This window comes from Streptomyces sp. NBC_00425, from assembly GCF_036030735.1.
Classification (GTDB): Bacteria; Actinomycetota; Actinomycetes; order Streptomycetales; family Streptomycetaceae; genus Streptomyces.
Genome location: NZ_CP107928.1, coordinates 2,707,942 through 2,733,788, shown reverse-complemented (window position 1 = coordinate 2,733,788; position 25,847 = coordinate 2,707,942). Strand labels below are relative to the sequence as shown.

The following is a 25,847-nucleotide window of genomic DNA, read 5'->3' as shown; positions in this document are numbered from 1 at the left end:
GCGGTGGCGCGCGGTCAGCGCGTACGTGTGGCGCCGACGCTGTTCTTCAGCTCCAGGACGAGCTGTGGGTTGAGCGCGCTGCCGGCGCGGTTGGCGAACACCGTCATCTCGTAGGCGATGTTGCCCAGCTTGGCCTCCTTGTCGGTGACCACGCCGAGCACGGCGCCGCTGCCGATCGCGGAGACCAGCACGTGACCGCCCTCGAGATCGATGATGACCTTGTTCAGGCCGCCCAGGCCGTAGTTGCCGGAGGCGCCCGCGGCCAGGCTGGTGATGCCCGACACGATCGCGGCCAGCCGCTCGGAGTCGGCGTGCTCGCGCAGCTCCGACACGGCGATCAGCAGTCCGTCGGAGGACACCGCGATGGCGTCCACGACTCCTGCGGTCTCGGTGGCGAAACGGTTGAGCAGCCAGGTGAAGTCGGCTGCGGCGGCCCGCAGATCGGTGGGTGTGGCGTCTCCGGCGGGAGTCTCACCTGTCGACGTGCTCACTGCTCGGCTCCTTCCGGAAGGTGGTTCTGGTGGTGCGTGCGGTCCCGGCCCGACGGGTCGGACGTCGCTGTCCGGTCGGCCCGGTCGGCCGGTTCGGTCCGGTCGGGGGCACCGTCGGGACGGTGGTCGCGACCGTGGTCGCCACGGCCGTCGTGCCCGCGCTCGCCGCGGTGTGCGGCCGGGTCGGCGGGACGTGGGTGTTGGCCGGTGTCGCGGTGTGCGCGCGCCACGGCCGCTTCGAACTCCTCCAGCGCGCTGCGCACGGCGTCCGCGTCGGCGGGCCGGGCGGCCTGCCTCGCCGTCTGCTGCGCGGCGGCGTCCACGTCCGTTCGCAGCGTGGCGCCGCGCACCCGACGGCGCAGGGGCCGGGCGGCGTCGGCCTCGCCGGCCGAGCCTGGCGCGGGTGCGCCGACGCCGCGCGGCCCACCGGGCAGCGGGGACGGCGTCGAAGCCGACGCCGAAGCCGGCGCCGAAGCTGAGGCCGAAGCCGAACGCGAGACCGGCGTCGCCCCCGGTGCCGCAGTCGGTGCCGGTGCCGGCGGTGTCACGGCGTCGTGTTCGGCGGGCGTCGGCTCGGGCGCGTGGGCTGTCGGAGTGGTGGCTTCCGTCGTGCCCGAGGCCCGGCGTTGCGCCGCAGGGGTGTGCGCCCACGGCTCCGCCTCGGCGCGGATGCCCAGGTGGCGTTCGGCCGTGCGGGGCGCGGGGATACCCGGTGCGCCGACGTGGGTGGGCGGCTCGGCCTCGGGGGTGCGGGAGCGCAGCGAGGGGGACGCGTCGGACGCGGCTCCTCCCGGCTCGTCCCCCGTGTCCGCAGCGGCGGCGGAACCGGAGTGGGTCGTGAGGTCGTCGGCGACGCCGTCGGTGCTGCCGGAGCGGTCCGGCTCCGTCGCCGGGGCCGGGTCACGACGGGGGACCCGGCGGGGCAGCGCGGTCGGGTCGTCGTCGCGGGCGGCCCAGGACGGGACCGAGGCGGAGGGGGACGGGCCCGCCGCGGGAGCCGACGGAGCGGTCTGCCCGGCGGAGGCGGGACGCGTCGGTGAACCCGGGGCACCGGACCTGACGGCCGGGCCGGCCTCGCTCATCGCCACCAGCAGCGTCGACGGGATCATCACCTCCGCCGTCACACCGCCGCCCGGGGTGCGGGTGAGGGTGACGTCGACGTCCCAGCGGCGGGCGAGAGCGCCGACCACGAACAGGCCGAGCACCTTCGTCGGCACGAGGTCGAGGCGCTCGCGGCGCACCAGACGCGCGTTCTCCTCGGCGAGGCGCTCCGCGCTCATGCCCAGACCGTGATCGGAGACGGTGACGGACGCGCCGTCCTCGTCGGAGCCGACCACCACCTCGACGGGGGTGTCCTCGGGTGAGAACGAGACGGCGTTCTCCAGGAGTTCGGCGATCATCAGCGTCAGGTCGCCGATGATGTCCGGCTCCACGAAAGCCTCGGTCGCGGCGCGCAGCCGGACCCGCTGGAAGCCCTCGATCTGACCCAGCGCGGCGCGTACGACGTTGGTGAGCGCGGTCGGGCCGGCGTCCAGGACGGTCTCGCGGATGCCGGCGAGCAGCATCAGGCTGTCGGCGTTGCGGCGCAGCCGGACGGCGATGTGGTCGATGGAGTAGAGGCGCTCCAGCAGCGCGGGGTCGGTCTCCCCGCGCTCCACCGCGTCGATCAGGGCGAGTTGACGAGTCGTCAGGTTGCTGACACGGCGCCCGACGTTGCCGAACATCTCGGCGACGTTGCGCCGGCTCATCACCTGGCGCTCGAGCAGCGCGGCCGCGGTGGTCTGGACGTTGTTGAAGGCCTCGGCGAGTTCACCGATCTCGTCGTCGGCGGTGACCGGCAGTTCGCGCAGCCGGGGGGAGCCGGACTCCTCGGCGTCGTCGTCGGCGACGCGGGCGAGTTCGCGGCCCGCGACGTCGGCGACCTCCTGTGCGGCCCCGGTCAGTGCCAGCACGGGACGGACCACGGAGCGGCGGACCAGGACGGAGAGGGTGATCCACAGGGCGAAGCAGAGCAGTGCCAGGCTCAGCAGCAGGATGGCGCGCCACTGGGCGCTGGAGGCCGCGTCGTCGGCGCGGTCGGCGATCTGGTCGATGAGCGACGCCGTGATCGCGAGCCGGGACCCGGCCTGCGCGCTGTAGTCGGGGTAGCGGGCGATGGCCGCCCGCAGCGCCTCCCGGATGTCGGCCTTCGACTCGGCCTGCAACGCGCTCGGGTCCACCGCCAGGTCGGCGTAGTGCCGGCTGATCGAGGCCTGTGAGGTGTTGTGCTCGATGCCGCCGAACTCGTCGGACTGCGCGGGGCTCGCGAACCGCTCGAACCGCGCGGCCTGGTAGGTGAACAGCTCGTAGGAGCCGACCGCGCCGGTGAACTCGATGAGCGCGTTGCTGTCACCGGTTCCCGCGGAGAACACGCCGGTCTCGTAGGCGCCGTGGGCGGCGTCGGCGCGCAGCAGCGAGTCGAGGAGGTTGCCGGTGAAGGTCGAGGCGAGCGCGGAGTTGTGCTCCAGGCCGAGGCCCTCGATGAGGCCGTCGGCGGCGCCCGAGTACGCGGGGTCGATGTTGTCGGCGGGCAGATAGCCCTGCTCGATGGTCTGCCGCAGCCCGGCGAGGCCCTGGACCTGCCTCAGGGCCTGGGCCTCGGTGTCCGGCAGTCGGTCGCCGAAGGCGTCGACCACCTTCTGCACCTGCGCGTCGACGGCGGCCTGGGTCTGCCGGTAGCTCTCGGCGGAGGGGGCGTCGACGCCGGAGGCCGCCTCGAACCGCACGGAGAGCAGGATCGCCTGCTGGTGCTCGGCCTGCAGCCGGGCGACGAGCTGAGCGACCTGCGTACTGTCGCGGACCAGTCGGGCGGCGCTCTCCGCGCGTTCGGACTCCTGCACCAGGTCGACGATGAGGTACGTCAGGAGCAGGGCGATCACCGCCAGCGGGATGCCGACGAGCACGTTCAGCTTGCGCTGGAAGGGCCATCGGTCGGCGAAGGCCCGCAGACCCCGGGGCGCGGACGGCGATGCCGAGGACGCCGAGCCGGCGGGCGCGTCCACCTCTTTCGTGGACACCGGGCCTCCTTCAAGAGGGTGTTGCAGGCGTGCAACGGGGGTATATGCGCTGTTCTGACTGTTTTGTGCGCGCATGTGTCCGTATGGTTATGACACGTGAGCGGCCCCCGTATACCGCTGTGGCTGACGCCGACTGCTGTGGCGAACGTCAACTACGGCGACACTATCGCTAATTCGAACGGCCGAGAGCGTCGCCCCGCGTCAAGAATCCATCACGAAGAGAGAACCTCCGAGGTGCGCGGGGCGTCTCCCGGTCCACCTGCCGTCGATCACGGATCGACGCCGATCGGTAACACGGTTGCTCTTGACCGATCGAGAAGCGGATGGATTGGATCAGGACACAAGTGTTTGAGTTCTCATCAACCCCCCAGCTCGGAACGGGAACCGTGACTTCCAACGCTCACAGCAGCAGGTCCTTGAGGAACCACCCCGGCGCGGCGGCCGTCGCCCTGGCCGCGATGACGGTCCTGCTGGCGGGATGTGGTTCGCAGAGCGGTGACACCGACGACCCGCTCGCCGGCGACAAGGCGGCCGGCGACACGGTGGTCGTCGGCTCCAACAACTTCCCCGAGAGCATCCTGCTCGCCGACATCTACGGCGAGGCCCTGAAGGCCAAGGGCGTCAAGGTGTCCTACAAGCCCAACATCGGCAGCCGCGAGACCACGTACGGGCTGCTCAAGAACGGCTCCATCACCGTCCTGCCGGAGTACAACGGCTCCCTGCTGGCCTACCTGGACAAGGACGCCGCGCAGACCTCGCTCGCGACCGTGAACGCCGCGGTGAAGACGAAGCTCGACTCCAAGCTGACGCTGCTGGAGTCGTCGCCCGCCGAGGACAAGGACTCCGTCACGATCAACGCGGAGACCGCGAAGAAGTACAGCCTCACCTCGGCGTCCACGCTCGCCGACCTCAAGGACGCCGCCCCCGACCTGGTTCTCGGCGGTTCGCCCGAGTTCCAGACCAGGCAGCAGGGCATGGTCGGTCTCGAGTCGGTGTACGGGCTGAAGTTCAAGAACTTCAAGGCGCTCGACGCGGGCGGTCCGCTGACCCGGGCGGCGCTGAAGAAGAACACCGTGCAGGCCGCGGACATCTTCACCACGGACCCGACCATCACCAAGGAGAAGTTCGTCGTCCTCCAGGACCCGAAGAACCTCTTCGGTTTCGCGAACGTGACGCCCCTCGTCTACAAGAGCGGCCTCTCCAAGGAGGGCGTCGACGCGCTCAACGCCGTCTCCGCCAAGCTCGACACGAAGACGCTGCTCGACCTGGACTCCCAGGTGCAGCTGGAGAGCAAGGACCCGCTGGACGTGGCCAAGGCCTGGCTGAAGTCCGCGGGCCTGGACTGAGCCCGGCCCGACCCGTTCGAACCTACGCACTGAACCGTTGGACACGCCGGCAGACGGAACGGCCCGGGTCTCCCCGCACCACGAGGGCCCCAGGGTCGTCCTGAACGGAAACGCCCTCACCGTCGGCGAGCTGATCGCGCTCGCCGACGGTGCGGCCGTGCCCTCGGTGGCCCCCGAGGCCCGTGAGCGGGCCGTCCGCTCCTGGCGGACGGCCCAGCGGCTCGCCGCCGCCGGGCGGCTGTACGGCCGCGGCACCGGCGTGGGCGCGCAGCGCTCCGTGGCGGTCGACGAGGACGACGAGGTCGCGCACGGACTGCGCCTGCTGCGCAGCCACGCCGGTGGGGCGGGCGACCTGCTGCCCGTCCGTCAGGTCCGGGCGATGCTCGCGATCCGCGCCAACCAGCTCCTCGCCGGCGGCTCCGGCATCCAGCCGGCCTTCGTCGACGCCCTCACCGAGGCACTGCGGCTTCGCGTCCACCCGGCCGTCAACGAGTACGGGGGCGTCGGCACCGGCGACCTGACGGCACTGGCCCAGACGGCGCTCACCCTCCTCGGCGAACGGCCCTGGGCAGGGGAGGGGTTGGAAGACACTACCGATCCGCTTGAGCTGACTGCGGTCCCTGCGGTCCCTGCGGTCCCTGCGGTCCCTGCGGTCCCTGCGGTCCCTGCGGTCCCTGCGGTCCCTGCGGTCCCTGCGGTCCCTGCGGTCCCTGCGGTGCCCGAGATGGCCGCGGCGCCTGCGAGGCCCGAGGTGTCCGAGGCGCCCGCCGCGCTCGCGGAGCCTGCCGTGCCCGTGGCGGCGATCGCCGCGGGTGAGGTGGACGGGGGTGCGGTTGCGGGCGGCGGCAGCGACGAGGGGGTGACCGACGGACCGGTCGGCCAGGCGCCTGTGGTCGCGGACGTCTCCACCGGTATCGGCGCGCCCACGGGTACTGCCCTCCAGGGCGGGCCCGGCGCGCCCACGGGTACTGCCCTCCAGGGCGGGCCCGGCGCGCCCGCCGGTACTGCTGTCCCCGGCGGGCCCGGCGCGCTCACCGGTACCGGCGCGCTCACGGATAGCGGCGCACCCGCCGGTAGTGGTGCACCCGCCGATACCGCCGTCCCCGCCGCCCGGATCACCGGTGGTGCTCAACTCTCTTTCGTCCGCGCCCCGTTGCCCGCCCCGCCGTCCGAGCCGGTGACCCGGCCCGAGCGGGCTTGCGTCGTCTCCGCGCCGGGCCGCTCCCGCGCGCCGCTCCCCGGCCGGGTCCCGGCTCCCGTCGTCCTGCAGGCCGGAGACGCCCTCGCGCTGCTCAGCAGCAATGCCCTCGCGTTGGCGCAGGCGGCGCTGGCGCAGGGGGAGGCCGGGATGCTGTTGCGGGCCACGCACGCCGTCGCCGCGCTCTCGCTCGTCGCGGTGTCCGGGTCGCCGGAGGCGTACGCGGCGCCGGTGCACGCCCTGCGGCCCTATCCCGGGGCGGCCCACGCGGCGGGTGAGGTGAGGCGGCTGCTCGGACTGCCCGGCCGGCCGCCGCCCCGCCCGGGCGGCCGGGTCCAGGACCCCTTCGGCTTCCGCGCCTTCCCCCAGGTGCACGGCTGTGCCCTGGACGCCTCCGAACGGCTGCGCGAGATCGTCGAGGTGGAGATCAACTGCCCGTCGGAGAACCCCCTCATGGATCCCGACGGCGCGGCGGCCTACCACCACGGCGGGTTCTTCGCCGCCCCGTTGGGCCTCGCCCTGGACGCGGCCGGACTCGCGCTGCTGCAGACCGCACAGCTCTCCGCCGCTCGCCTGACCGCGCTCGGCGACCCCGGGCTGACCGGACTGCCCGCCTTCCTCGGTGGCGGCCCCGCGAGCAGCTCGGGCGCGATGATCCTCGAGTACACCGCCAACTCGGCGCTCGCGGAGCTGCGTTCCTGCGCGACGCCCGCATCGGCGGGACACGCGGTCCTGTCGCGGGGCCTGGAGGAGGCCGCAAGCTTCGCCGGTCAGGCCGCCCGCCAGGCCTTGCGCGCGGCGAACGCCTACAGCGTCGTCCTCGCCTGCGAACTCGTCGCCGCGGTAAGGGCGTTGAGGATGCTGCCCGGGTCGCCGCCGGTCGCCGCCTTCGCCGTGGCGGCGGCCGCCCTGCCCGCGGGCACGGACGACCGCCCCCTGACCGACGACGTGACGGCGGCCACCGAACTGCTGCCGCTCCTCGCACGGTTGTGAGTGAGGCCGCCGAAGCGGCCCGGCTCAGTACCCCACGTAGAACGTGGCGTCCTGCTTGTCCGTCGCCGTCGAGACGGGATCGATGCGCAGGACGTAGTTGGCGTGCCGGATGTACCGGGTCGGGTTGTTGTACGAGCGGAACGACGACCAGCCGGCGTCCGCCAGTCCCGCCGTCCGGTAGAACGTCGCGTCCCCGGCGAACGTCGACGTGCCGTCGTTGACGTCGAGCTGGAGCGCGTAGTTGTAGTGCCGCAGGTACCGGGTCGGGTAGTTCACGGACCGGAAGGAGACGCCGGAGCTGTCCGCGAGGCCCGGCACCAGGGTCCACTGCGAGTCCTTGTACGGCTCGACGGGGTACTCGTCGATCCGGCCGACGTAGTCGGAGTGGCGCACGTAACGGGCGGGGAAGTTGTAGGACTTCAGCCGGTTCCAGGCCGGGGCGCCCCACTTGGCCACCAGGTTGTCGTACTGGGTCGACGTGATCGTCGTGATGCCGCAGTGCTTGGAGTTGACGGGCTGGGTGTAGGTCTTCTGGTCCAGTGCGGTCCAGGTGCCGGCCGACAGGTCGGTGGACTGCCAGGCGTAGAAGACCCCGTTGGGGGTGTAGGTGTCGCCCCACAGGTACCAGGTGCCGGAGGTGAGGGACTTGACCAGCGTCGGGGCCTCGGTGCCGCCGTGGGAGACGGCGGTGCTGAAGGGTGTGAAACTGCCGGGGTTCAGGGAGGTGGACCGGGCGCCGAGGAGGGTGCCGTTCTTCTTGAAGTAGAGGTAGTTGACCCCGTTCACGCCCACGGCCATGTCACCGTCGATCACGTCGTAGCCGGGGTCGAAGAAGACCTCGGGGGCCGAGACGCTGACGAAGTCGGTCGTGTAGTTGACCATGATGACGTTGTGCCCGCTGCTGTTGACGGCGGAGTAGATGAGCGCGTACTGGCCGCGGCCCGCGTCCCAGAAGGCCTCCGGCGCCCAGCTGTGGGTGTTCATGTCGTGCAGCTTCAGCCGGTGGTATCCGGTGAAGGTGCGCAGGTCGGTGGAGTTCCAGACGTGGACGTACTGGCTGACGTAGTTCCAGTCGGTCCCCTTCAGGTCGGTGGCGAGCACGACGAAGGTGCCGTCCTGCTTGCGCAGGATGAACGGGTCGCGCAGTCCGAGCGCGCCCTCGGTGGGGGTGACCACGGGGTTGTTCTGGTTCAGCGGCATCCAGCGCAGCCCGTCCGTGCTGACGGCCAGGTGCAGGCCGTAGTCGGTGCCGTCGCCGAGATTCGTCGATTCGGTGAAATAGGCCATCACGTACGCGGAGTCGGCCGCGCGGGCGGAGGGGACGCCGAGAGTGAGGGCCAGGGGGACGGACGCGGCGGCGCCGAGGAAGAGGCGGCGGGACGGGTTGGGGGTCATGTGCGCTCCAGGGGGATGCAGCGGGGTGCCCGGATACAGCCGACATGATTCGATATTTCGAACCGAGTTCGGCGAGTCGGTCAGAAGGTAGGGGCGGGAGGGACGCAGGTCAATCACTGGGACACGCTTGGCGGTTTCCCGCCGCTTTCCTGTGTGCCGCTCATGGGAAATGCCGGCGACGTCCGCACCGCGCCGGACTAGGGTCCTCACCTGTGAACAGGAGACGGCAGAAGAAACTGACGGCGCGTCTGATCCGGGCGGCCCGCTTCGAGGACGGCAAGAGCGTCGACCGGTTGCTCGAAGCCGGCGCCGACCCTGCGGCGGCCGACGCCGAGGGGACGACTCCGTTGTACGCGGCCTGCGTTCAGGGCCGAGCCGACACGGCCCGCAGACTGCTGGAGGCCGGAGCGCCGCCCGACGCCGAGAGCGCAGGACTCGGCGCCGAGGGAACTCCCCTGTGCGCGGCGGCCTGTTGGGGTTACGTCGACACCGTCCGCGTCCTCCTCGCCCACGGCGCCGATCCCGGCCTCCGCGAGGACCACGGCACGGGCCTGACGCCCCTCCAGTGGGCGACCGCGGGGCCCCACCCGGAGACGATCGCCGTACTGCGCGAGGCCGGAGCCCGCTGAACGCGCTGACGCGGACGAGAGGCGCTAACCCCGCCGAGCCGAGGCGGTGACGTCGTCGATCAGATGGTCGATCAGCGCGATCAGCACCTCCCGGCAGGAGTCCCGCTCGCGCGCGTCGCAGAGCAGCACCGGAACGTGCGCCGGCAGCGCGAGTGACTCCCTGATGTCCTGCGTGGGATAGGGGTGCAGCCCGTGGAAGCCGTTCACCGCGATGACGAACGGGATGCCCCGGCGTTCGAAGAAGTCGACGGCGGCGAAACTGCACTCGGGCCGGCGCACGTCGATGAGGACCACCGCCCCGAGCGCACCGATCGCCAGGTCGTTCCACATGAACCAGAAACGTTGCTGGCCCGGCGTGCCGAAGAGGTACAGCACCAGGTCCTCGCCCATGGTGATCCGCCCGAAGTCGAGGGCCACGGTGGTGGACCGTTTGGCCTCGATGCCCTTCAGATCGTCGACGTCCAGCCCGGCGACCGTCAGCGGCTCCTCCGTGCGCAGCGGCGCGATCTCGCTGACCGCCCCGACCATGGTGGTCTTGCCGACGCCGAAACCACCGGCGACGAGGATCTTCACGGTGTCGGGCGCCGCCGCCGACCCGGTGGCGGGAGCGGCGCCGTCAGATCCGGCCAAGGCCGTCCCTCACTTTCTGCAGCAGGTCCAGGTCCAGGTCCGCGGAGCCGGTGACCGAGCGGGGCGGCCGGGCCGTGATCAGGCCGGCCTCCAGCAGGTCGCAGAGCATGATGACGACCACGCTCACCGGCAGGTCGAGATGGGCCGCCAGTTCCGCCACGGCGACGGGCCGGGCGCACAGCCGCAGGATCCGGGCGTACTCCGGCTGCGGCCGCGCCACCCGGGCGGGCGGCGGCTGCACCGCGGTGACCGTCGTGATGAGCGTGAAGTCGGCGCGGCTGGGCCGGGTCCGTCCACCGGTCAGGGCGAACGGTCGGACGAGCCGGCCCGCTTCGTCGCCTCCGCTCACCTCACCCGCCGTGGGTGCGCACGGCGGGACCGACATGGGCCCGCGGCGCCGCGCTGAGGTGCTCGCCGATCTTCTTCACCAGCATGTTCATCTGGTACGCCACCACGCCGACGTCCGCGTTCTTGCCGGCCAGCACGACGAGATGGGCGCCCGGACCGGCCGAGGTCAGGATCAGGTAGGTGTGGGCCATCTCGATGAGGGCCTGGCGCACCGGGCCGCCCCGGAAGTCCATGCTGACGCCCTTGCTGAGGCTCATCAGCCCGGACGCCGTCGCCGCCAGCCGTTCGGCGTCCTCGCGCAGGAAGCCGGTGGACTTGCTGACGACCAGTCCGTCCTCGGAGAGGACCACGGCCTGGTTGACGTCGGCGACGCGGTCCACGAGACCGGTGAGCAACTGGTCGAGCTGGGTGTTCGTGCCGGGGAGGGAGGGTGTCATCGCGGTGTCCTTCATGAGCGGTCGGCGGGCGGTGTCGGGGTCTTGGCGGCGCCCGCGGCGGTGACCGGCGGGCCGGGGGCCTCCTCGGCGGTCGTCTCCGGGGGGTCGGACGGCGGCTCGTCGGCGTCGGCGTCGGCGTGTGCCCGCAGCGTGCCGCGCTGGAATCCGGCGAGGGACGACGCGGCCCGCTCGGCGGTGAAGTCGTCCAGGACACGGTCGTCCTCGACGGCTCCGGCGGACGAGGGATCCTCGCGCAGTTCACCGGCGAGGCTGGTCTGCGGGACCCGGCGCGGCAGCGGGGTGAGGCCGCCGGGGCCGGAGCCGGCCCCCACGGGCACGCCCACCGCCGGGGAGGACGACTCGTGCGCCGGGGCGGAGGTGCTGCGGACCGGGAGCGGGGACGACTCGTGTGGCGGGACGGAGGTCTTGCGGACCGGGAGGGAGGACGAGGTCCGGCGTTCGGGCCGGCCGTCGTCCTTGCCCGGGTCCTCGTCCCTGCCCGGGCCGTCGTCCTTGCCGAGTTCTTCGGCCCGGCCCGGGTCCTCGTCCCTGCCCGGCTCCTGGGTCCGGCCCGGGGCGTTGCGGTCCCGGTCGCCGCCGTGGCCGCCGCGCTCCGGTGCCGGGTGCCGGGCGCGGTCGGGGCCGCAAGACGCGCCCTCGCCGCCCTCCTGCGGCGCACCGGAGTCGCCGTGCGCCGTGCGGGCGGCCTCGGTCGCCGCGCCGGGGGACTCCTGCGCCGCCTCGCCGCCGGCCTCCCGCGCGCTGTCACGCCCCTTCCGCGCCCCGTCCGGCGCGCCGTGCCCGGGAGGCGGGACGTCGGACGCCCCCTGGCCGACGCCGCTGCCGACGCCGGCCTCGGCAGCGGGTCCGGCGGGCGTCGCCGTGCGGGAGATACCGGCATCCGGGTCCTCGCCGTCCGGGGACTCACGGACCACGACCTCGTGCGGCAGCAGCACGATCGCGGTGGTGCCGCCGTACGGCGAGGAGCGCAGGGTCACGCCGATGCCGTGCCGCGTCGCCAGCCGGGCGATCACGAACATGCCCAGCCGCAGGTCGTCGGCGAGCGCCACCACGTCGAACTGGGGAGGGACCGCCAGCTGGGCGTTGAACGACGCATAGTCCTCCTCGGACATGCCGAGGCCGCGGTCCTCGACCTCGATCGCGAGCCCCTTGGCGACCAGGGTGGCCCGCACCCCGACCGGCCCGGGCGCCGGCGAGTACGAGGTCGCGTTGTCGATGAGTTCGGCGAGCAGATGGATCACGTCCGCCACGGCCGGCGGCGCGATGCACACCTCCTCCTCCGTGTGCACCTCCACCCGCTGGTACTCGGCGACCTCCCCGACGGCGCTGCGCAGGATGTCGACCAGGGCCACCGGCTCCGACCAGCTGCGTCCGGGACGGCCACCGCTGATGATGACGAGGTTCTCCTCGTAGCGGCGCAACTGGCTTGCCGTGGAGTCCAGTTCGTACAGACCGGCGAGGACGTCCGGGTCCTGGTGCCGGCGTTCCAACGCGTCGAGTTTGCTGAGCTGGAGGTTGACCAGGTTCTGGCTCTGCCGGGCGATGCCGAGGATGACCTTCTCGAAGCCGCGCCGGGTGTCGGCGAGTTCCACCGCGGTGAGCACGGCCGTGCGCTGCGCCGTGTTGAACGCCTGCGCCACCTGACCGAGTTCGTCGCCGCCGTAGTCCAGCGGAGGAGTCTCCGCGTCCACGTCGACGGTCTCCCCGCGATCCAGCCGGGCCACCACGTCCGGGAGCCGCTCGTGCGCGAGTCCCAGCGTGGCGATGCGCAGTCCGCGCAGCCGCCGGGAGAGCGAGCGGGTTATCCGCCAGGACATGCCGACGCACACCAGCAGGGCGACGAGACCGCCGGCGCTCAGCGAGGCGGCCGTGATCAGCAGTCCGCGCGCTTCGTCCGCGCTGCGCTGCAGCAGGTGCGCGGTCTGCTGCCGGATCAGCTTCTCGTACTGGGCGGAGACGTCGATGAGGGCGGCGCGCCATTCCTTCTGCACGTCCGGCAGCGCGATGTCGCCGTTCTCGCTCTGCCGGGCCCGGGCCGAGAGCACCTTGTCCTCGACGGCCTCCAGGGTCTGCCACTGGTAACTCGTCAGGATCTCTTCGGTCTGCGTCTTCGCGGCGCCGGTCAGCGAGGGCACGATCTGGTCCTGCACGAGCCAGCGCCGGCTGTTCACCAACTGCGCGAACTCGGCCCACGCCTTGTCGTCCATCCGTCCCGCGGGCCCGGCCAGCGTCAGGTTGAGGTCCTCCTCGGAGACCAGCTCGGCCGCGTGCTCAAGAGCGACGAGCGGTCCGGCCTCCGAGGTGAGATCGCCGTCGTCGACCTGGGACAGCTCCTGGAAGGCGTGGATCTGGCCGTCGATGATCGAGGTGTACTGGTCCAGTGCCTGCGCGGCGGTGATGTCGACCGGGGCGTCCACCTGACCACGGTAGTACTCGAGACTGCCCACGGAGGCGACGACCGAGTAAAGCCGGTCCCGGACGCGGGCCGGCGCCCGCTGGATGTCGTCCGCGCGGGCGACCAGTTTGGCGACCGCCGCGTCCGTCTTCACGCGCTGCGCCTCCAGCGCGGCCCGGGAGCCGGCCGGCCCCGAGGCCAGCCACACGGCAGACAGACTGCGTTCCTGCTGCAGCGCGAGCGTCGCCTCGGTGCCCATGGCGCCGGTGGAGCGACTGAGTTCGGTCTGCTCGCGCAGCCGCAGTCCCTCCGAGAACATCTGCGTCGTCGTCACACCCCACATGGCGGCCAGGGTGACGCTGGGCACCAGCGCGAGGAGGAACAACGAGAGACGTATGGAGCCGAGACGGCGGCGCCGGGCACCTGTCCGTGGAGACATAGTCGTCCTAGGGCGATCAGCGGGGGAGGGGGGCGGTCGAAGACGGGTCAGCGGGTTCCGGCGGTGGCCAGGCGGGCGACGTCGGAGACGTTGGTCTTCGTGACGAAGGCCGGCCCCGTCAGCACGGGCGCGACGCCGCCGCCGCTGACGTTGCCGTTGGTCTTGTGGAGCCACAGGGCGTCCACGGCCAGATACCCCTGCAGGTAGGGCTGTTGGTCCACCGCGAACTGCACGCGGCCGTCGCGGACCGCGGTGACCAGGTCCTTGTCGAGGTCGAAGGTGGCGACCTCGGCCTTGCTGTCGGCCTTGCCGGCCGCCTGCACCGCGGCGAGCGCGAACTGCGCGCCGAGGGTGATGACTTCGTCGATGTCGGGGTCCTGCCGCAGCCGGGTCGTCAGTGCGGCGGTCATGGCGTCCATGTCCGTCCCGTCGACGTAGAGCATCCGGGTCTCGCCGTCGAAGGTCTTCTTCACGCCCGCGCAGCGCGCCTCCAGCGCGACGTTGCCCTGCTCGTGGATGACGCACAGGGCGTGTCTGACGCGCAGAGCGTCGAGCTTCTCGCCGACGGCGCGGCCCGCGACGCTCTCGTCCTGGCCGAAGTACTCCAGGAGTCCCAGCGAACGCCAGGCGTCGATGCCGGAGTTGAAGCCGACGACGGGGATGCCGGCCGCCTTGGCCTCGGCCACCGGACTCCTCATGGCCTGCGGCTTGGCCAGGGTCACCGCTATGCCGTCGACGTGGTCGCGGATCGCGTCCCGCACCAGTTCGGCCTGTCCGGCGGGGTCGGAGTCGCTGGCGTAGGTCAGGTCGATGCCGTCCTTGGCGGCCGCCGCCTGCGCGCCCTTGCGCACCAGTTCCCAGAAGGCGTCCTTCTCGCCGCCGTGGGTGACCAGGGCGACCTTGATCCGGCCGCCCGTGCCGTTCGCCCCCTCCGCGTCCGAGCCGGACGACGCGGCGCCGGTGCAGCCGGCGAGCAGGAGGCAGCAGGCCGCGGCGAGGGCGGCCAGACGCAGGGATCCGCGGGGACACGGAACGACGGGAGCGGGAACGGGAGTGTTCATGGGGGGCTGCACCTCGCTGTGCGGCAGAGCAGGAGGACGGGGCGAGCGCCGCCGGAACGCAGGGGTTGCACCGGCGGAGGACATGCGTTGGCTCGGAGCCAACCGTGTGTGACCACTGGTAGTCAAGTGAGCACCCACCAGGTGTGAACAGCCGCTGCCGCATTGTGATCCGGAACGCGGTGGGCCGGGGTGTCCGGGCGTAAGTGCGCAGGTGGGTTGACCGTTGGTCAGTCCAGGCGGAATCCGTTCCCGAGCGCCGCCCGTCCCGCCGCCCCGCACATCACGCGCCCTGGGCAGGCGTGATCTCCTTCCGCGCGGTTTCCCGCCCTTCGAGCCGCCTCGCGCCTTCCTGGCAGGGACCGCCGATGGTCGATCCGCGCGGGTCGCCGGCCGGGGTGACCGGGTCGGGTGCGGGAGAACCGCGCCGCCCCGGCGGGCCGCCGGATGCGCCGTGCCCCGTCATGCTGCGGCCCGATACCTGGTGCGCGGTGCGGAGTTCTCGGTGCTGACTGCTGACTGCTGACTGCTGACTGCTGACTGCTGACCGCCGAGTCCGGGTGCAGCGTCCGGGTGCGGGGGAGCGGCGGCCGGGACGGCGTCGGCATGGGCCCCAGAGACGCCGCACGACCGGCGGGTTCGGCGCACGACCGGCGGGGCCGGAGGCGGCCTGCTGTGCGCAGGTCGTCCCGGCCCCGCCGGTGAGGTGAGGTGCGGCCGTCGTCAGGCGGTCTTGCCCGCGTCGGGCAGCGGTCCGCTCTTCACAAACGTCTCCGTCGTCGACGGACCCTGCTTCTCCTCGCGCCGCTTGCGGCGGCTCACGCGAGGCTCCTGGTCGGGCAGCCATCCGAAGGCCACCGAACTGCCGAGGACGCCCAGCAGCAGGCCCACGACGAAGCCGCCGATGTTGGAGGTGAGCCAGGTGCCCAGAGAGAGCAGGATGGCGATGATCGAGTAGAACAGCCGCTGAGCCGGGTTGAACAGGATCAGCAGGCCGCAGAGCACCATCAGGGTGGGCAGGAGGTAACCCGCCAGACCCTGCATGCCGACGTGCAGGATGACCGGAAGCGGAGCCTTCATGGTCACCAGGATCTCGGCGCCGCCCAGGACGAGCATCAGGCCGCCCGCGAAGGGCCGCCGGCCTCTCCATGCGCGGAAGCGGTCCCGCCACTGGGTGAAGGTCATTACTTACAGCCCTCGCCGGAGAAGCTCATCTTCAGTCCGGGAAGCTTGAAGACGGCGGCGGTGGCCGCGTAGTTGTGCTGGTACAGGTTCTTGATGACGACCGTGTCGGCCTGCTGGCCGTAGACGCCCGCGGGACCCTGGATCGGGACCTTGTCGAAGGTGCTCGAGTCGCGGCCGATCTCGATGTTGGTCATCTCGGCGTCACCCGAGACCTCGTCGGAGTCGATGGCCAGGTTCTTCACGCTCACCGGCGTGGAGCCCCCGCCGGCCCGGAGGACGAGCTGGATGCCGCCGAGGTCGACGCTCTGGCACATGTTGGTGATCTTGCCGTTCTTCACGACCGAGGTGATGACCAGGACCTGGCCACCGGTGTCACCCTGGTTGGGGCTGTTCTCGATCATGTTGTCGAGTGCGCCGAACTGCGCGAAACCCTCACCGTCGAGTCGGTCGGCGGTCACCACGAACGGCATCCCGGAGATCGCGAACTGCACACCCAGGGCGCCCTGAGCGGTGAGGACCGCGAGCCCCGCGGCGACGAAGGTGGCGGGCACCGCCATGACGGCGGCCCGGCGCAGCCGGACCCGGCCGCGTCTCTCTACGGAACCGCTTTCGGGGTTCTCGGGGGTGTTGTCGGCGGACGAACTGACGTCCGGGGACGAGGCCATTTCTGCTCCCATGCGCTAAGTCGTGCAGGTTGGGCTTCAGCGGCACGTTGTCCTGGCGCGGACAGCGGCTGCTGCGCACGCCTCCTCGCAACTCCCGGAAGCCGCAAGGGCTTTCTCGTTACGCAGCAGTAGCCTTCGAGGAAGTTACCGATGGTTACATCGACGGGTCAAGGGAGATGTGGAAAAAGAGTGTTCATTATGTGCCATCCCTCGACCAGGTGCATCGCACGGTGGCTTTCGTATACCTCCGTCGGACCTCAACTTTGAGTCATGGTCTTGACGTTGACTGACCATCAGGTCTACAACTGCCCTGGCCCAGCCCGGATCCGTGGCGCCGGATCCGCAGCGCGACGATCTCGTTCGCGCTCCCGGACTCATTTCAGCCAGTACGGGCCTTCGGTCCCGCGCTCGATCCCTTCATGGCCGCCGGCACGGCCGCTTCCCCCAGCGGTCCGCGACCGGCGGCCCTCTCCCGCCCGGCCCGTGCGGAGCCACTCACCAGTGACCTCCGGACGGTCACCGGCCGCCTGCCGTTGCCGGTCCGTCGCGTACGGAGAAGGCGTCACGGGCCGGCAGCGGTGGACGCCTCCCGGCATCCCCCCACGTCGTCACCAGCGACACGCCGGTTCACACCCACCGAGCAACTCCCCCAGTACAGCCCCACTTCCGAAAGAGGCACTCGAATGCGCACCCGCTCCCGCTCCCTCCTCGCCCTCGCCGGAACCGTCGCCGCGCTCTCCCTCACGGCCGTCACCCCGGCCTCCGCCGCGGGCGCCGTGCTGACGACGCCGTCCGGCGACGTCGCCGTCGGCGACGTCCTCAACGCCTCCCTGGCCAGCGGCACGGCCGCCACCCTCTACTCCAGCGCGACCGGCACCAGCGGACTGTCCTGTGCCGCGTCCGGGTTCACCGCCACCGTCACCGACAACCCCACCGCGCCCGGCACCGCCACCGAGGCGCTCAGCGCGCACACGTTCGGCAGCTGCACCACCAACGTGTTCGGCGTGCTCGGCGTCACCAGCATCACGGTCAACGCGCTGCCCTACACCAGCAGCGTGTCCTCCGACGGCACCGTCACCGTGACCCCGGCGTCCGGCTCCGTCATCCAGACCACGGTCGTGCTGCGCACCCTGCTCGGCAGCATCAACTGCGTCTACCAGGCGCCCAGCCTGTCCGGCACGGCGAGCAACACCGACAACAGCATCTCCTTCGTCAACCAGCAGTTCACCAAGTCGTCCGGCTCGTCGCTCTGCTTCGCCAACGGCTTCTTCACCGCGAAGTACGCCCCGGTGACCGACGGAGGCCAGGCCGTCAACGTCAACTGACGCACTGACGCACTGACGTGAACCACTGAACGCCGTGCGACCCGAGTCTCAACGCCGACGCAGGCGCACGGCCAGGGCGGCGCCGCCGGTGAGTACCAGCACCGTGGCGGCGCCGCCCGCCAGCATGGGCGCGGACGGCCCGGAGCCGTCCGCGTCCGAGGCCACCGGGGTGCTCTCCGGCGCCGCGGCGGCCTGGGCAGGCGTGGCCCCGGAGGCCGCCGACACCGACGGGTCTGCGGAGACGGGGCTCGCCGTGGGCGTGGGCGTCGGACTCGAGGACGCCGTACGGGTCGCCGGAGTGGCAGGCGCCCCGGTCGCGGGCGTGCTGTCCGCCTTCCCTTCCGTAACCGCTTGCGGGAACACGACGTCCGAGCACGAGTAGTAGGTGTCGGGCGTGCTGCTGTTCTGCCAGATCGTGTACAGCACCTGACGCCCCGTCCGGTCGGCGGGCAGCTTCGCGGTGAAACGGTAGGCGCCGTTCGTCAGCGCCGGGTTCCTCACCTGTGCGAACGGACGCTCCGGCAGATCGGACCAGGTGAGCGGTTTCGACGGGTCGTACCCCGGCTTGGTCAGGTACAGCTTGAACGTGCCCTCGTGCGCGATCGTCGAGGCGTACGTCATCCGCAGCGTGCCCCCCGGCTTCAGCCGCGTGGACGGCCAGTCGGCGCGGGCCAGGTCCAGCCCCCGGTAGGCGGCCAGACCCCCGCTGCACAACTGCCCGTCGGGGACGGTCTGCCGGTCACGGCCGTTCACATCGGCCACGCGCAGGTTGTCCCAGGCGGCGAAGGACGTCCCGCCCGCCCTGACGGCCGCCCGGCAGGCCGCGGAACCGGCGTCGGCACCGCCCTCGGGCGAGCAGGCGTACACCCGGCTGACCGGGTCGGTCGGCGCGCCGTGCGCCTGGGCCGGTGCGGCGGCCCACAGGCCCAGCAGGAGCGGCCCTGCCACGGCGGTGGCCAGCGCTGCGGTGCGGTGTGCGGTCGTGCGGGGCATCGGGGACGTCTCCTCGGCCGGCGCGGGAACGGTCTGCCGTCAGTACGGGAACGCGGCCGCCGGCGTTCAACCCGCCCGCACAGGTCCCCATTGGCCTGTACCACCGAACCAAATCGGTCGATCACCGGCCGATCGTGCGCGCCGCGGGGGAGCGGTCCCCGGGGTCGAGGGTTTCCCCTGTATCCGCATGACTGTTCCTTTGCCTATCGTTCGTTCACAGCCGAACTACAGGTGACCCCGAGCGGATCGGCTTCCCCGCGCCCGGCCGGCCTTCTGCGCTGCTCTTCGATTCACCCCCCGCCGATTCACCCCTGCCGCTTCGACGCCGAAGCGAATCGACCGCCGCTCCGCCCTGTCCGGGGCCGGCCACCGAAAGGCACGCTCTTGCGCACCTCACCTGCCTTGAGACGGAAGCTCATATCCGTCGCCGCGGTCTCCGCGGCCCTGCTGACCGCCGCCTCCACCGCCTCGGCCGTCGCTGTCCAGGAAACCGCTTCCGCGGCCTCCGGCATCCCCGCGGCGCAGACCGAGGCCGCCCCCGGCGCCCCCGCGGAGCGTCTCATCGTCGGCTACAAGTCCGGCGTCGCCGAGGCCACGTCGAACCCGGCCGCCGAGGCCGACGCCGCCGCCAAGGGCAAGGAGGCCGGCGAGGACGTCGACTTCCAGCGCCGCCTCGGCACCGGCGCCGCCCTGGTCGACCTGGGCGAGGACCTCACGAAGGCGGACGTCGCCGACGTCGTCGCCCGGTACAAGGCCGACCCGCAGGTCGCCTACGTGGTCCCGGACCGCCTGAACAAGCCCCAGGCCGTCGACCCGAACGACACCGAGTACGCCAAGCAGTGGGACCTCTTCGAGACCACGGCCGGCATGAACGTGCCCGGCGCCTGGGGCACTTCGACGGGCGCCGGCGTGACCGTCGCCGTCATCGACACCGGTTACGTCGCGCACTCCGACCTCGCCGCGAACATCGTCGGCGGCTACGACTTCGTCTCCGACACCGCCGTCTCCGTCGACGGCGACGGCCGCGACGCCAACCCGGCCGACCCGGGCGACTGGTACAACGCCGACGAGTGCGGCGCGGGCGTCCCCGCCAGCACCTCCTCCTGGCACGGCACGCACGTGGCCGGCACGATCGCCGCCGTCGCGAACAACGGCAAGGGCGTCGCCGGCATCGCCTACGGGGCCAAGATCTCCCCGCTCCGCGTGCTCGGCAAGTGCGGCGGTTACGACTCCGACATCATCGACGCCATCACCTGGGCGTCCGGCGGAACCGTTTCCGGTGTTCCCGCCAACTCCAACGTCGCCAAGGTCATCAACATGAGCCTCGGCGGCGACGGAGCCTGCTCCTCGGCGACCCAGAGCGCCATCACCGGGGCCGTGAACCGCGGCACCACCGTCGTCGTGGCCGCGGGCAACGAGAGCGACAACGTCGCGAACCACAACCCGGGCAACTGCAACAACGTCATCTCGGTCGCCGCGACCAACCGCAGCGGCGCCAAGGCGTCCTACTCCAACTACGGCTCCCTCGTGGACATCTCGGCGCCCGGCGGCCAGACCAGCACCGGCACCGCGAACGGCATCCTCTCCACGCTGAACTCCGGCACGAAGACGCCGTCGAGCGAGTCGTACGCCTACTACCAGGGCACCAGCATGGCCACCCCGCACGTCGCGGGCCTGGTCGCGCTCATGAAGTCGGCGAACCCCTCGCTGACCCCGGCGCAGATCGAGACGGCCATCAAGAGCAACGCCCGTCCCCTGCCCGGCGCCTGCTCCGGCGGCTGCGGCGCGGGTCTGGCCGACGCGGCCAAGACGGTGCAGGCGGTGAGCGGCTCCGGCGGCGGCTCCACGGGGGGCACCGTCTTCTCCAACGCGACGGCGCTCTCGATCCCGGACAACGGCTCCGCCGTCGAGTCCTCGATCGCGGTCACCGGCCGTACGGGCAACGCTCCGTCCACCCTTCAGGTCGGCGTCGACATCACCCACACCTACCGCGGTGACCTGGTGATCGACCTCGTCGCGCCCGACGGCACGGCCTACCGGCTGAAGGCGGCCAGCTCCTCCGACTCGGCGGACGACGTCGTGACCACCTACACGGTGAACGCGTCCAGCGAGACCGCCAACGGCACGTGGAAGCTGCGCGTGCAGGACACGGCCGCACAGGACACGGGCAAGCTCAACAGCTGGAAGCTGACCTTCTAGAAGCGGCTTCCACCGCCGTCGCCGTGGGCGACGAACGGACGGAGGGGCGGGTCGGCCGGTGTGAGACACCGGCCGACCCGCCCTGCTTCTGTTTCCGCTCGCTTCTGTTTCCTCCTTGCTTTCTGTTTCCGCCCCTGCTTTGTGGTTCCGTCTTGCTTTCTGTCTTCCGCCCTGCAGTCTGTTGCCGCGGTACTTTCTGTTACCGCGGTACTTTCTGTTTCCGCACTTTCCCCGGTCCACAACCGTTTTCCGGCCTGTTGCCGGGAGCGGGTGCACGCCCGATGATGCGGGCACGTCTCTCCCCGACAGCGGCCCTTCCGCATGGAGGTGACACGTGTCGGCCCTCTCTTCCACCCGCCCGGCCGCCATGAAACAGCGTCAGAAACCGCGCACCCCGTCTTTTTTGATCGTCACCCCGACCGTGCCTCACATGCGTCCGCTGTGGCAGGCTGTTGCCTGTGAAGCCCTTGAGCATGGGCAAGTAGGGGGCGCGCAAGGGGAGTCGACCGCGCGCTCGCGCCCTGCCGGCTCACTCGCAGGGTGAGCTATGGTGTACACGGAGTAAGAAAAAACGGCATGACCCGTTCTTTACCGGCCCGGGGGAGTACCAGTCGATGGCGAGGCAGTTACGCGCCGAACAGACCCGCACGACGATCATCACGGCTGCCGCCGACCTGTTCGACCGGTACGGCTACGAGTCCACCAGCCTCAGTGACATCGTCGCGCACGCCCATGTCACCAAGGGAGCCCTCTACTTCCACTTCGCGGCGAAGGAGGACCTGGCCCACGCCATCATGGAGCTGCAGTCCAAGGCCGCCCGCCGGATCGCCGGCGAGATCGACGACCGCGGCGGAACCTCCCTCGAAGCCCTGATGCGCCTGACGTTCGCGCTGACACGGCTCTCCGTCGAGGGGCCGATCGCCCGTGCCGGCCTGCGCCTGGCCACCGGCGGAGTCGCGGTCAGGCCCCCGCTGCCGCACCCCTTCACGGAGTTGCTGGACCTGATCTCCCGACGCCTCGGCGGCGCGGTGAAGGAGTCCGACATCCACGCCGACGTCGACCTCGACGCCGTCGCCCACTCGCTGGTCTGCTTCTTCGTCGGCACCCGCGTCGTCGGCCGCTCCCGCGAACCCACCGGCCGGCTGCCCCGCCGGATGGCCGAGATGTGGCACGTCCTCATCCGGGGCCTGGTACCGGTACCCCGTCGCCCGCGCTATGTGAGCCTCGCAGCCCGACTCGAGCGGGAGACCATGGCGGCAGTGTGACGGCCTCGCCGCAGTGGAGGGGTGGCCCGCACCCCCGCTCCCCGTCGTGAGGGCGCGCGGTCGCGGGCTGCCGGCAGTGAAGGGCGGGTGATCGCGGGCTGCCGGACGCGGCGGAGGGTGTGGCCGCCGGGTGCGGTGTGCGGCTCCGCGATACGGTGAACCGTATGCCCCACGCCGCCGCTCCGCCCGTGATCCTCGGCAACGAGCCGGGCTCGTTCCCCCACAGTGTCCTGGCCGAACGGCATCCGGCGATCATCCGGCAGGTGCGGGAGGCCTTCCCCTACGGCCCCGGCCTCCACCGAGGCCTCGACACACTGCTGGCCGCCTGCACCGACGGCGTGATCGACCCGCTGCCCGCCGACGCGCACGACCGCGACAGGTGGCGTGTCTGGGGCCTCGACGAGCACACGGGCAGTTCCTGGTTCGACGTGCCGTGGCTGTGGTCGGAGAGCTACTTCTACCGTCGACTCCTCGAAGCGGTCGGCTACTTCGGGCCCGGGCCGTGGCAGGGCATCGACCCGTTCCGCCCGTTCAAGCTGGCCGAGCTCGAGGCACCCGAGACCGACGAGGAACTGGCCGCGCTCGACGCCCTCGAGGGCCGCCCGGTCGAGGAACAGGCCCGCGCTCTGCTGCACGGGTCCCTCTGGGGCAACCGCGCCGACCTCGGCTTCCGGCTCTCCGACGCCGAGGCCGAGCAGCGTGCCGCCGTGCCGGGACTCGTCGCCGACGACAGCGAGCGCTTCTGGGAGCTCCTGCCGCAGGCCGGGGCGGACAGCGGTATGGACTTCGGTTTCGGTACCGGTTTCGGCAGCGGCACCGTGTGCCTCGTCGCGGACAACGCCGGACGGGAACTGGTGCCCGACCTGCTCCTGGCCGCCCACCTGCTCGAACACCGGCGGTGCGGGCGGGTCGTCCTGCACGTCAAGCCGTACCCGTACTACGTCTCGGACGCCACGACCGCCGACGTCGTCGACGCGGTGCGGAAGTTGTCGGGGGCACGGGGAGCGGCCGCCGAACACGGCCGCCGGCTGTGGCGGGCCATGGCGGACGGCACGCTCACGGTCCGCGCCCACCCGTTCTCCGCCGCCCCGCTGCCCTACGCGCGGATGCCGGACGACCTGCGGGCCGAGTTCGCCGCGGCCACGCTGACGATCGTGAAGGGCGACCTCAACTACCGCCGGCTGGTGGGCGACAGCCGCTGGGAGCCCACCACCCCCTTCGCCGACGTCACCGCGTACTTCCCCGGCCCGGTCGCGGCGCTGCGCACGCTGAAGTCCGACGTCATCACCGGTCTCGACGCCGGCACGGAGGCCGCCCTGGTCGCGTCCGAGGGGCAGCGCTGGCGCACCGGCGGCACGCACGCGCTGATCCAGGTCCGGCGGTGAGGCGACGGACGGCCTCTAGCATCCTTCCCGCGCCCCGACTCCGCGCCCGAACTCCGGCCGTGGCGCGCAGGGCCGGGCGCGGGAGGCGGCAGACGATGCGCGGGCGAGGGTACGGCGCAGGCGGGCTCCCCTCGCGTTGCCCGCTTCCCGGCGATTCACGCGATGGTGTGATCATCCGTCGCCCGGCGGATGCCCGCTCGGACCCCCGGGTAGGGCCCGGCCATGACGCAACCGTTCGAACTCCCCCACTTCTACATGCCGCACCCCGCGCGGCTGAACCCGCACGTCGATGACGCACGGGCGCACTCCACACAGTGGGCGCGGGACATGGGCATGCTGGAGGGGTCCGGGATCTGGGAACAGGCCGACCTGGAGGCGCACGACTACGGCCTGCTCTGCGCCTACACCCACCCCGACTGCGACGGGCCCGCGCTGTCGCTGATCACCGACTGGTACGTGTGGGTGTTCTTCTTCGACGACCACTTCCTCGACATGTTCAAGCGCACCCCGGACCGCGCCGCCGGCAAGGCCCATCTGGACCGGCTCCCGCTGTTCATGCCGCTCGACCTGTCGACGCCCGTTCCCGAGCCGCGCAACCCGGTGGAGGCCGGGCTGAAGGACCTGTGGGCGCGCACGGTGCCGGCCATGTCGCAGGACTGGCGCCGGCGCTTCTCCGTGGCCACGGAGCACCTGCTCAACGAGTCGATGTGGGAGCTGTCCAACATCAACGAGGGGCGGATCGCCAACCCCGTCGAGTACATCGAGATGCGCCGCAAGGTGGGCGGAGCGCCCTGGTCGGCGGGGCTCGTGGAGTACGCCGCCGCCGAGGTCCCCGCCACCGTCGCCGGGACCAGGCCGCTACGGGTGCTGATGGAGACGTTCTCGGACGCCGTGCACCTGCGCAACGACCTGTTCTCCTACCAGCGCGAGGTCGAGGACGAGGGCGAGAACAGCAACGGCGTGCTCGTGCTGGAGACGTTCTTCGGCTGCACCACCCAGGAGGCCGCCGACACCGTCAACGACATCCTCACCTCCCGGCTCCACCAGTTCGAGCACACCGCGTTCACCGAAGTCCCCGCGCTCGCCCTGGAGAAGCGGCTCGGTCCTGACGAGGTGGCCGCCGTCGCCGCCTACACCAAGGGTCTGCAGGACTGGCAGTCCGGCGGGCACGAATGGCACATGCGCTCCAGCCGCTACATGAACGAGGGAGCCTCGTCCCCCGCCCCCTGGCAGAAGCTGACCGGCCCCGGCACCTCGGCCGCCGACATCGGCGCGCTGCTGGCCTCCGCCGCCGCCGAACGCCTGCGCGCCTACACGCACGTGCCCTTCCAGAAGGTCGGCCCCTCGCAACTGCCCGACTTCCACATGCCGTTCGCGGTCGACCTCAGCCCGCACCTGGACGCCTGCCGCCCGCGCCTGGTGGCGTGGGCGCACCGGACGGGCATTCTGGAGGAGGGCGTCTGGGACGAGGACAAGCTCGCCTCCTGCGACCTCGCCCTGTGCTCGGCAGGCCTCGACCCGGACGCCACCGCGGAGGCGCTCGACCTCAGCTCCCAGTGGCTCGCCTGGGGCACCTACGGCGACGACTACTACCCGCTCGTCTTCGGCAACCGTCGTGACCTCGCGGCCGCCCGCCTCACCACGGCCCGCCTGTCGGCCTGCATGCCCGTCGACGGCGAGCCCGTCCCGGTCGTGCCCGTCGACGCGATGGAACGCGGCCTGATCGACCTCTGGGCGCGCACCACCCGCGACATGACCCCGGGCCGGCGGCGCACCCTGCGCGACGCGGTCGACGCCATGACCGAGGGCTGGCTGTGGGAGCTGTCCAACCAGCTGCAGAACCGTGTTCCGGACCCGGTCGACTACCTGGAGATGCGCCGCGCCACCTTCGGCTCCGAGCTCACCCTGAGCATGTGCCGCATGGGCCAGGGTCCCGCCGTCCCGCCGGAGGTCTACCGCAGCGGGGTCGTACGCGCGCTGGAGAACGCGGCGATGGACTACGCATGCCTCACCAACGACGTCTTCTCGTACCAGAAGGAGATCGAGTACGAGGGCGAGGTGCACAACGCGATCCTCGTCGTGCAGAACTTCTTCGGCTGTGACTACCCGGCCGCGCTCGGCGTCGTCCATGACCTCATGACCCGGCGCATGCAGCAGTTCGAGCACATCGTCGCGCACGAACTGCCCGTCCTGTGCGATGACTTCGGCCTCTCCTCACAAGCCCGTTCGGCGATGGGGGACTATGTGATCGACCTGCAGAACTGGCTGGCGGGCATCCTGAACTGGCATCGCGAGGTCGACCGGTACAAGGCCGGATACCTGGCCCGCCGCACCCACGGCTTCCTGCCCGACCTCGCGCCGCCCTCGCCGCTCCCGCAGTTCTCGGTCTCCTGA

General features: G+C 71.6%; 19 protein-coding genes. 8 read left to right on the top strand and 11 right to left on the bottom strand.

Annotation, left to right across the window (positions count from 1 at the left end; translation table 11 throughout):
* Window positions 1-14: 14 nt before the first annotated feature.
* Complete coding sequence (locus OHS82_RS11390) at window positions 15-491, bottom strand: roadblock/LC7 domain-containing protein (protein ID WP_057575808.1); 477 nt, start codon at window positions 489-491, stop codon at window positions 15-17.
* On the bottom strand, window positions 488-3,547 hold the full coding sequence (locus OHS82_RS11385) for a sensor histidine kinase (protein WP_328433809.1): 3,060 nt from the start codon (window positions 3,545-3,547) through the stop codon (window positions 488-490). Before OHS82_RS11385 ends, OHS82_RS11390 begins: the two co-directional genes overlap by 4 nt.
* Before the next feature lie 386 nt (window positions 3,548-3,933).
* Between OHS82_RS11385 and OHS82_RS11380 the strand changes: the two genes are divergently transcribed.
* Window positions 3,934-4,893 carry an ABC transporter substrate-binding protein gene (locus tag OHS82_RS11380; protein ID WP_057575813.1) on the top strand — a complete coding sequence of 320 codons (960 nt, stop codon included), beginning with the start codon at window positions 3,934-3,936 and terminating at the stop codon, window positions 4,891-4,893.
* Between the two features lie 37 nt (window positions 4,894-4,930).
* Entirely contained in the window at window positions 4,931-7,084 is a 2,154-nt protein-coding gene (locus OHS82_RS11375; protein ID WP_328433808.1) for an aromatic amino acid lyase, read from the top strand.
* A 24-nt stretch (window positions 7,085-7,108) separates the two neighbouring features.
* Here OHS82_RS11375 and OHS82_RS11370 read toward each other — a convergent pair whose 3' ends face one another.
* A complete protein-coding gene (locus OHS82_RS11370) occupies window positions 7,109-8,479 on the bottom strand; it encodes a glycoside hydrolase family 43 protein (RefSeq protein WP_328433807.1) in 1,371 nt (456 codons plus the stop codon).
* A gap of 212 nt (window positions 8,480-8,691) precedes the next feature.
* Between OHS82_RS11370 and OHS82_RS11365 the strand changes: the two genes are divergently transcribed.
* A complete protein-coding gene (locus tag OHS82_RS11365; protein ID WP_057575820.1) occupies window positions 8,692-9,108 on the top strand; it encodes an ankyrin repeat domain-containing protein in 417 nt (138 codons plus the stop codon).
* Between the two features lie 24 nt (window positions 9,109-9,132).
* Here the strand turns inward: OHS82_RS11365 and OHS82_RS11360 are convergent, their stop codons facing one another.
* From OHS82_RS11360 to OHS82_RS11330, 7 genes are all read right to left on the bottom strand, one after another.
* Window positions 9,133-9,738: a GTP-binding protein gene (locus OHS82_RS11360; RefSeq protein WP_057575822.1), complete on the bottom strand. Its 606-nt coding sequence runs from the start codon at window positions 9,736-9,738 to the stop codon at window positions 9,133-9,135.
* Window positions 9,725-10,087 (bottom strand): DUF742 domain-containing protein, encoded by a 363-nt coding sequence (locus tag OHS82_RS11355; protein WP_266726060.1) that lies wholly within the window; start codon window positions 10,085-10,087, stop codon window positions 9,725-9,727. The genes OHS82_RS11360 and OHS82_RS11355 overlap by 14 nt, the downstream gene beginning before the upstream one ends.
* Window position 10,088: 1 nt before the next feature.
* Window positions 10,089-10,523 carry a roadblock/LC7 domain-containing protein gene (locus OHS82_RS11350; RefSeq protein WP_206779589.1) on the bottom strand — a complete coding sequence of 145 codons (435 nt, stop codon included), beginning with the start codon at window positions 10,521-10,523 and terminating at the stop codon, window positions 10,089-10,091.
* Between the two features lie 11 nt (window positions 10,524-10,534).
* Window positions 10,535-13,378 carry a nitrate- and nitrite sensing domain-containing protein gene (locus OHS82_RS11345; protein WP_328433806.1) on the bottom strand — a complete coding sequence of 948 codons (2,844 nt, stop codon included), beginning with the start codon at window positions 13,376-13,378 and terminating at the stop codon, window positions 10,535-10,537.
* A 47-nt stretch (window positions 13,379-13,425) separates the two neighbouring features.
* A complete protein-coding gene (locus OHS82_RS11340; protein WP_057575828.1) occupies window positions 13,426-14,439 on the bottom strand; it encodes a substrate-binding domain-containing protein in 1,014 nt (337 codons plus the stop codon).
* Window positions 14,440-15,159: 720 nt separating this feature from the next.
* Window positions 15,160-15,621 carry a DUF6114 domain-containing protein gene (locus OHS82_RS11335; RefSeq protein WP_057575830.1) on the bottom strand — a complete coding sequence of 154 codons (462 nt, stop codon included), beginning with the start codon at window positions 15,619-15,621 and terminating at the stop codon, window positions 15,160-15,162.
* Window positions 15,621-16,286 (bottom strand): DUF6230 family protein, encoded by a 666-nt coding sequence (locus OHS82_RS11330; protein ID WP_057575832.1) that lies wholly within the window; start codon window positions 16,284-16,286, stop codon window positions 15,621-15,623. The genes OHS82_RS11335 and OHS82_RS11330 overlap by 1 nt, the downstream gene beginning before the upstream one ends.
* Window positions 16,287-16,969: 683 nt before the next feature.
* On the opposite strand from OHS82_RS11330, the gene OHS82_RS11325 reads away from it, so the two are divergent.
* Window positions 16,970-17,611, top strand: coding sequence for a hypothetical protein (locus tag OHS82_RS11325; protein ID WP_057575834.1), 642 nt, complete (start codon window positions 16,970-16,972; stop codon window positions 17,609-17,611).
* 48 nt (window positions 17,612-17,659) lie between these two features.
* Here the strand turns inward: OHS82_RS11325 and OHS82_RS11320 are convergent, their stop codons facing one another.
* Complete coding sequence (locus OHS82_RS11320) at window positions 17,660-18,604, bottom strand: lytic polysaccharide monooxygenase (protein ID WP_057575836.1); 945 nt, start codon at window positions 18,602-18,604, stop codon at window positions 17,660-17,662.
* A 384-nt stretch (window positions 18,605-18,988) separates the two neighbouring features.
* Between OHS82_RS11320 and OHS82_RS11315 the strand changes: the two genes are divergently transcribed.
* The 4 genes from OHS82_RS11315 (at window position 18,989) to cyc2 (ending at window position 25,847) form a co-directional block, all read left to right on the top strand.
* A complete protein-coding gene (locus OHS82_RS11315; protein ID WP_057575838.1) occupies window positions 18,989-20,803 on the top strand; it encodes a S8 family peptidase in 1,815 nt (604 codons plus the stop codon).
* Window positions 20,804-21,417: 614 nt separating this feature from the next.
* Window positions 21,418-22,068, top strand: a complete 651-nt coding sequence (locus OHS82_RS11310) for a ScbR family autoregulator-binding transcription factor (protein WP_057575841.1) — start codon at window positions 21,418-21,420, stop codon at window positions 22,066-22,068.
* A 164-nt stretch (window positions 22,069-22,232) separates the two neighbouring features.
* The gene (locus OHS82_RS11305) at window positions 22,233-23,453 is read left to right on the top strand and encodes a damage-control phosphatase ARMT1 family protein (protein WP_057575844.1); all 1,221 of its coding nucleotides are present in this window, start codon (window positions 22,233-22,235) and stop codon (window positions 23,451-23,453) included.
* A gap of 222 nt (window positions 23,454-23,675) precedes the next feature.
* The gene (cyc2, locus tag OHS82_RS11300; RefSeq protein WP_057575846.1) at window positions 23,676-25,847 is read left to right on the top strand and encodes a germacradienol/geosmin synthase Cyc2; all 2,172 of its coding nucleotides are present in this window, start codon (window positions 23,676-23,678) and stop codon (window positions 25,845-25,847) included.

What these genes read in the sequence shown, in the direction of transcription:
- OHS82_RS11370 (WP_328433807.1), bottom strand. Translation starts at nt 8,479, where the DNA reads ATGACCCCCAACCCGTCCCGCCGCCTCTTCCTCGGCGCCGCCGCGTCC.
- OHS82_RS11335 (WP_057575830.1), bottom strand. Translation starts at nt 15,621, where the DNA reads ATGACCTTCACCCAGTGGCGGGACCGCTTCCGCGCATGGAGAGGCCGG.
- OHS82_RS11325 (WP_057575834.1), top strand. Translation starts at nt 16,970, where the DNA reads ATGCGCACCCGCTCCCGCTCCCTCCTCGCCCTCGCCGGAACCGTCGCC.
- OHS82_RS11340 (WP_057575828.1), bottom strand. Translation starts at nt 14,439, where the DNA reads ATGAACACTCCCGTTCCCGCTCCCGTCGTTCCGTGTCCCCGCGGATCC.
- OHS82_RS11330 (WP_057575832.1), bottom strand. Translation starts at nt 16,286, where the DNA reads ATGGCCTCGTCCCCGGACGTCAGTTCGTCCGCCGACAACACCCCCGAG.
- OHS82_RS11345 (WP_328433806.1), bottom strand. Translation starts at nt 13,378, where the DNA reads ATGTCTCCACGGACAGGTGCCCGGCGCCGCCGTCTCGGCTCCATACGT.
- OHS82_RS11310 (WP_057575841.1), top strand. Translation starts at nt 21,418, where the DNA reads ATGGCGAGGCAGTTACGCGCCGAACAGACCCGCACGACGATCATCACG.
- cyc2 (WP_057575846.1), top strand. Translation starts at nt 23,676, where the DNA reads ATGACGCAACCGTTCGAACTCCCCCACTTCTACATGCCGCACCCCGCG.
- OHS82_RS11320 (WP_057575836.1), bottom strand. Translation starts at nt 18,604, where the DNA reads ATGCCCCGCACGACCGCACACCGCACCGCAGCGCTGGCCACCGCCGTG.
- OHS82_RS11350 (WP_206779589.1), bottom strand. Translation starts at nt 10,523, where the DNA reads ATGACACCCTCCCTCCCCGGCACGAACACCCAGCTCGACCAGTTGCTC.
- OHS82_RS11305 (WP_057575844.1), top strand. Translation starts at nt 22,233, where the DNA reads ATGCCCCACGCCGCCGCTCCGCCCGTGATCCTCGGCAACGAGCCGGGC.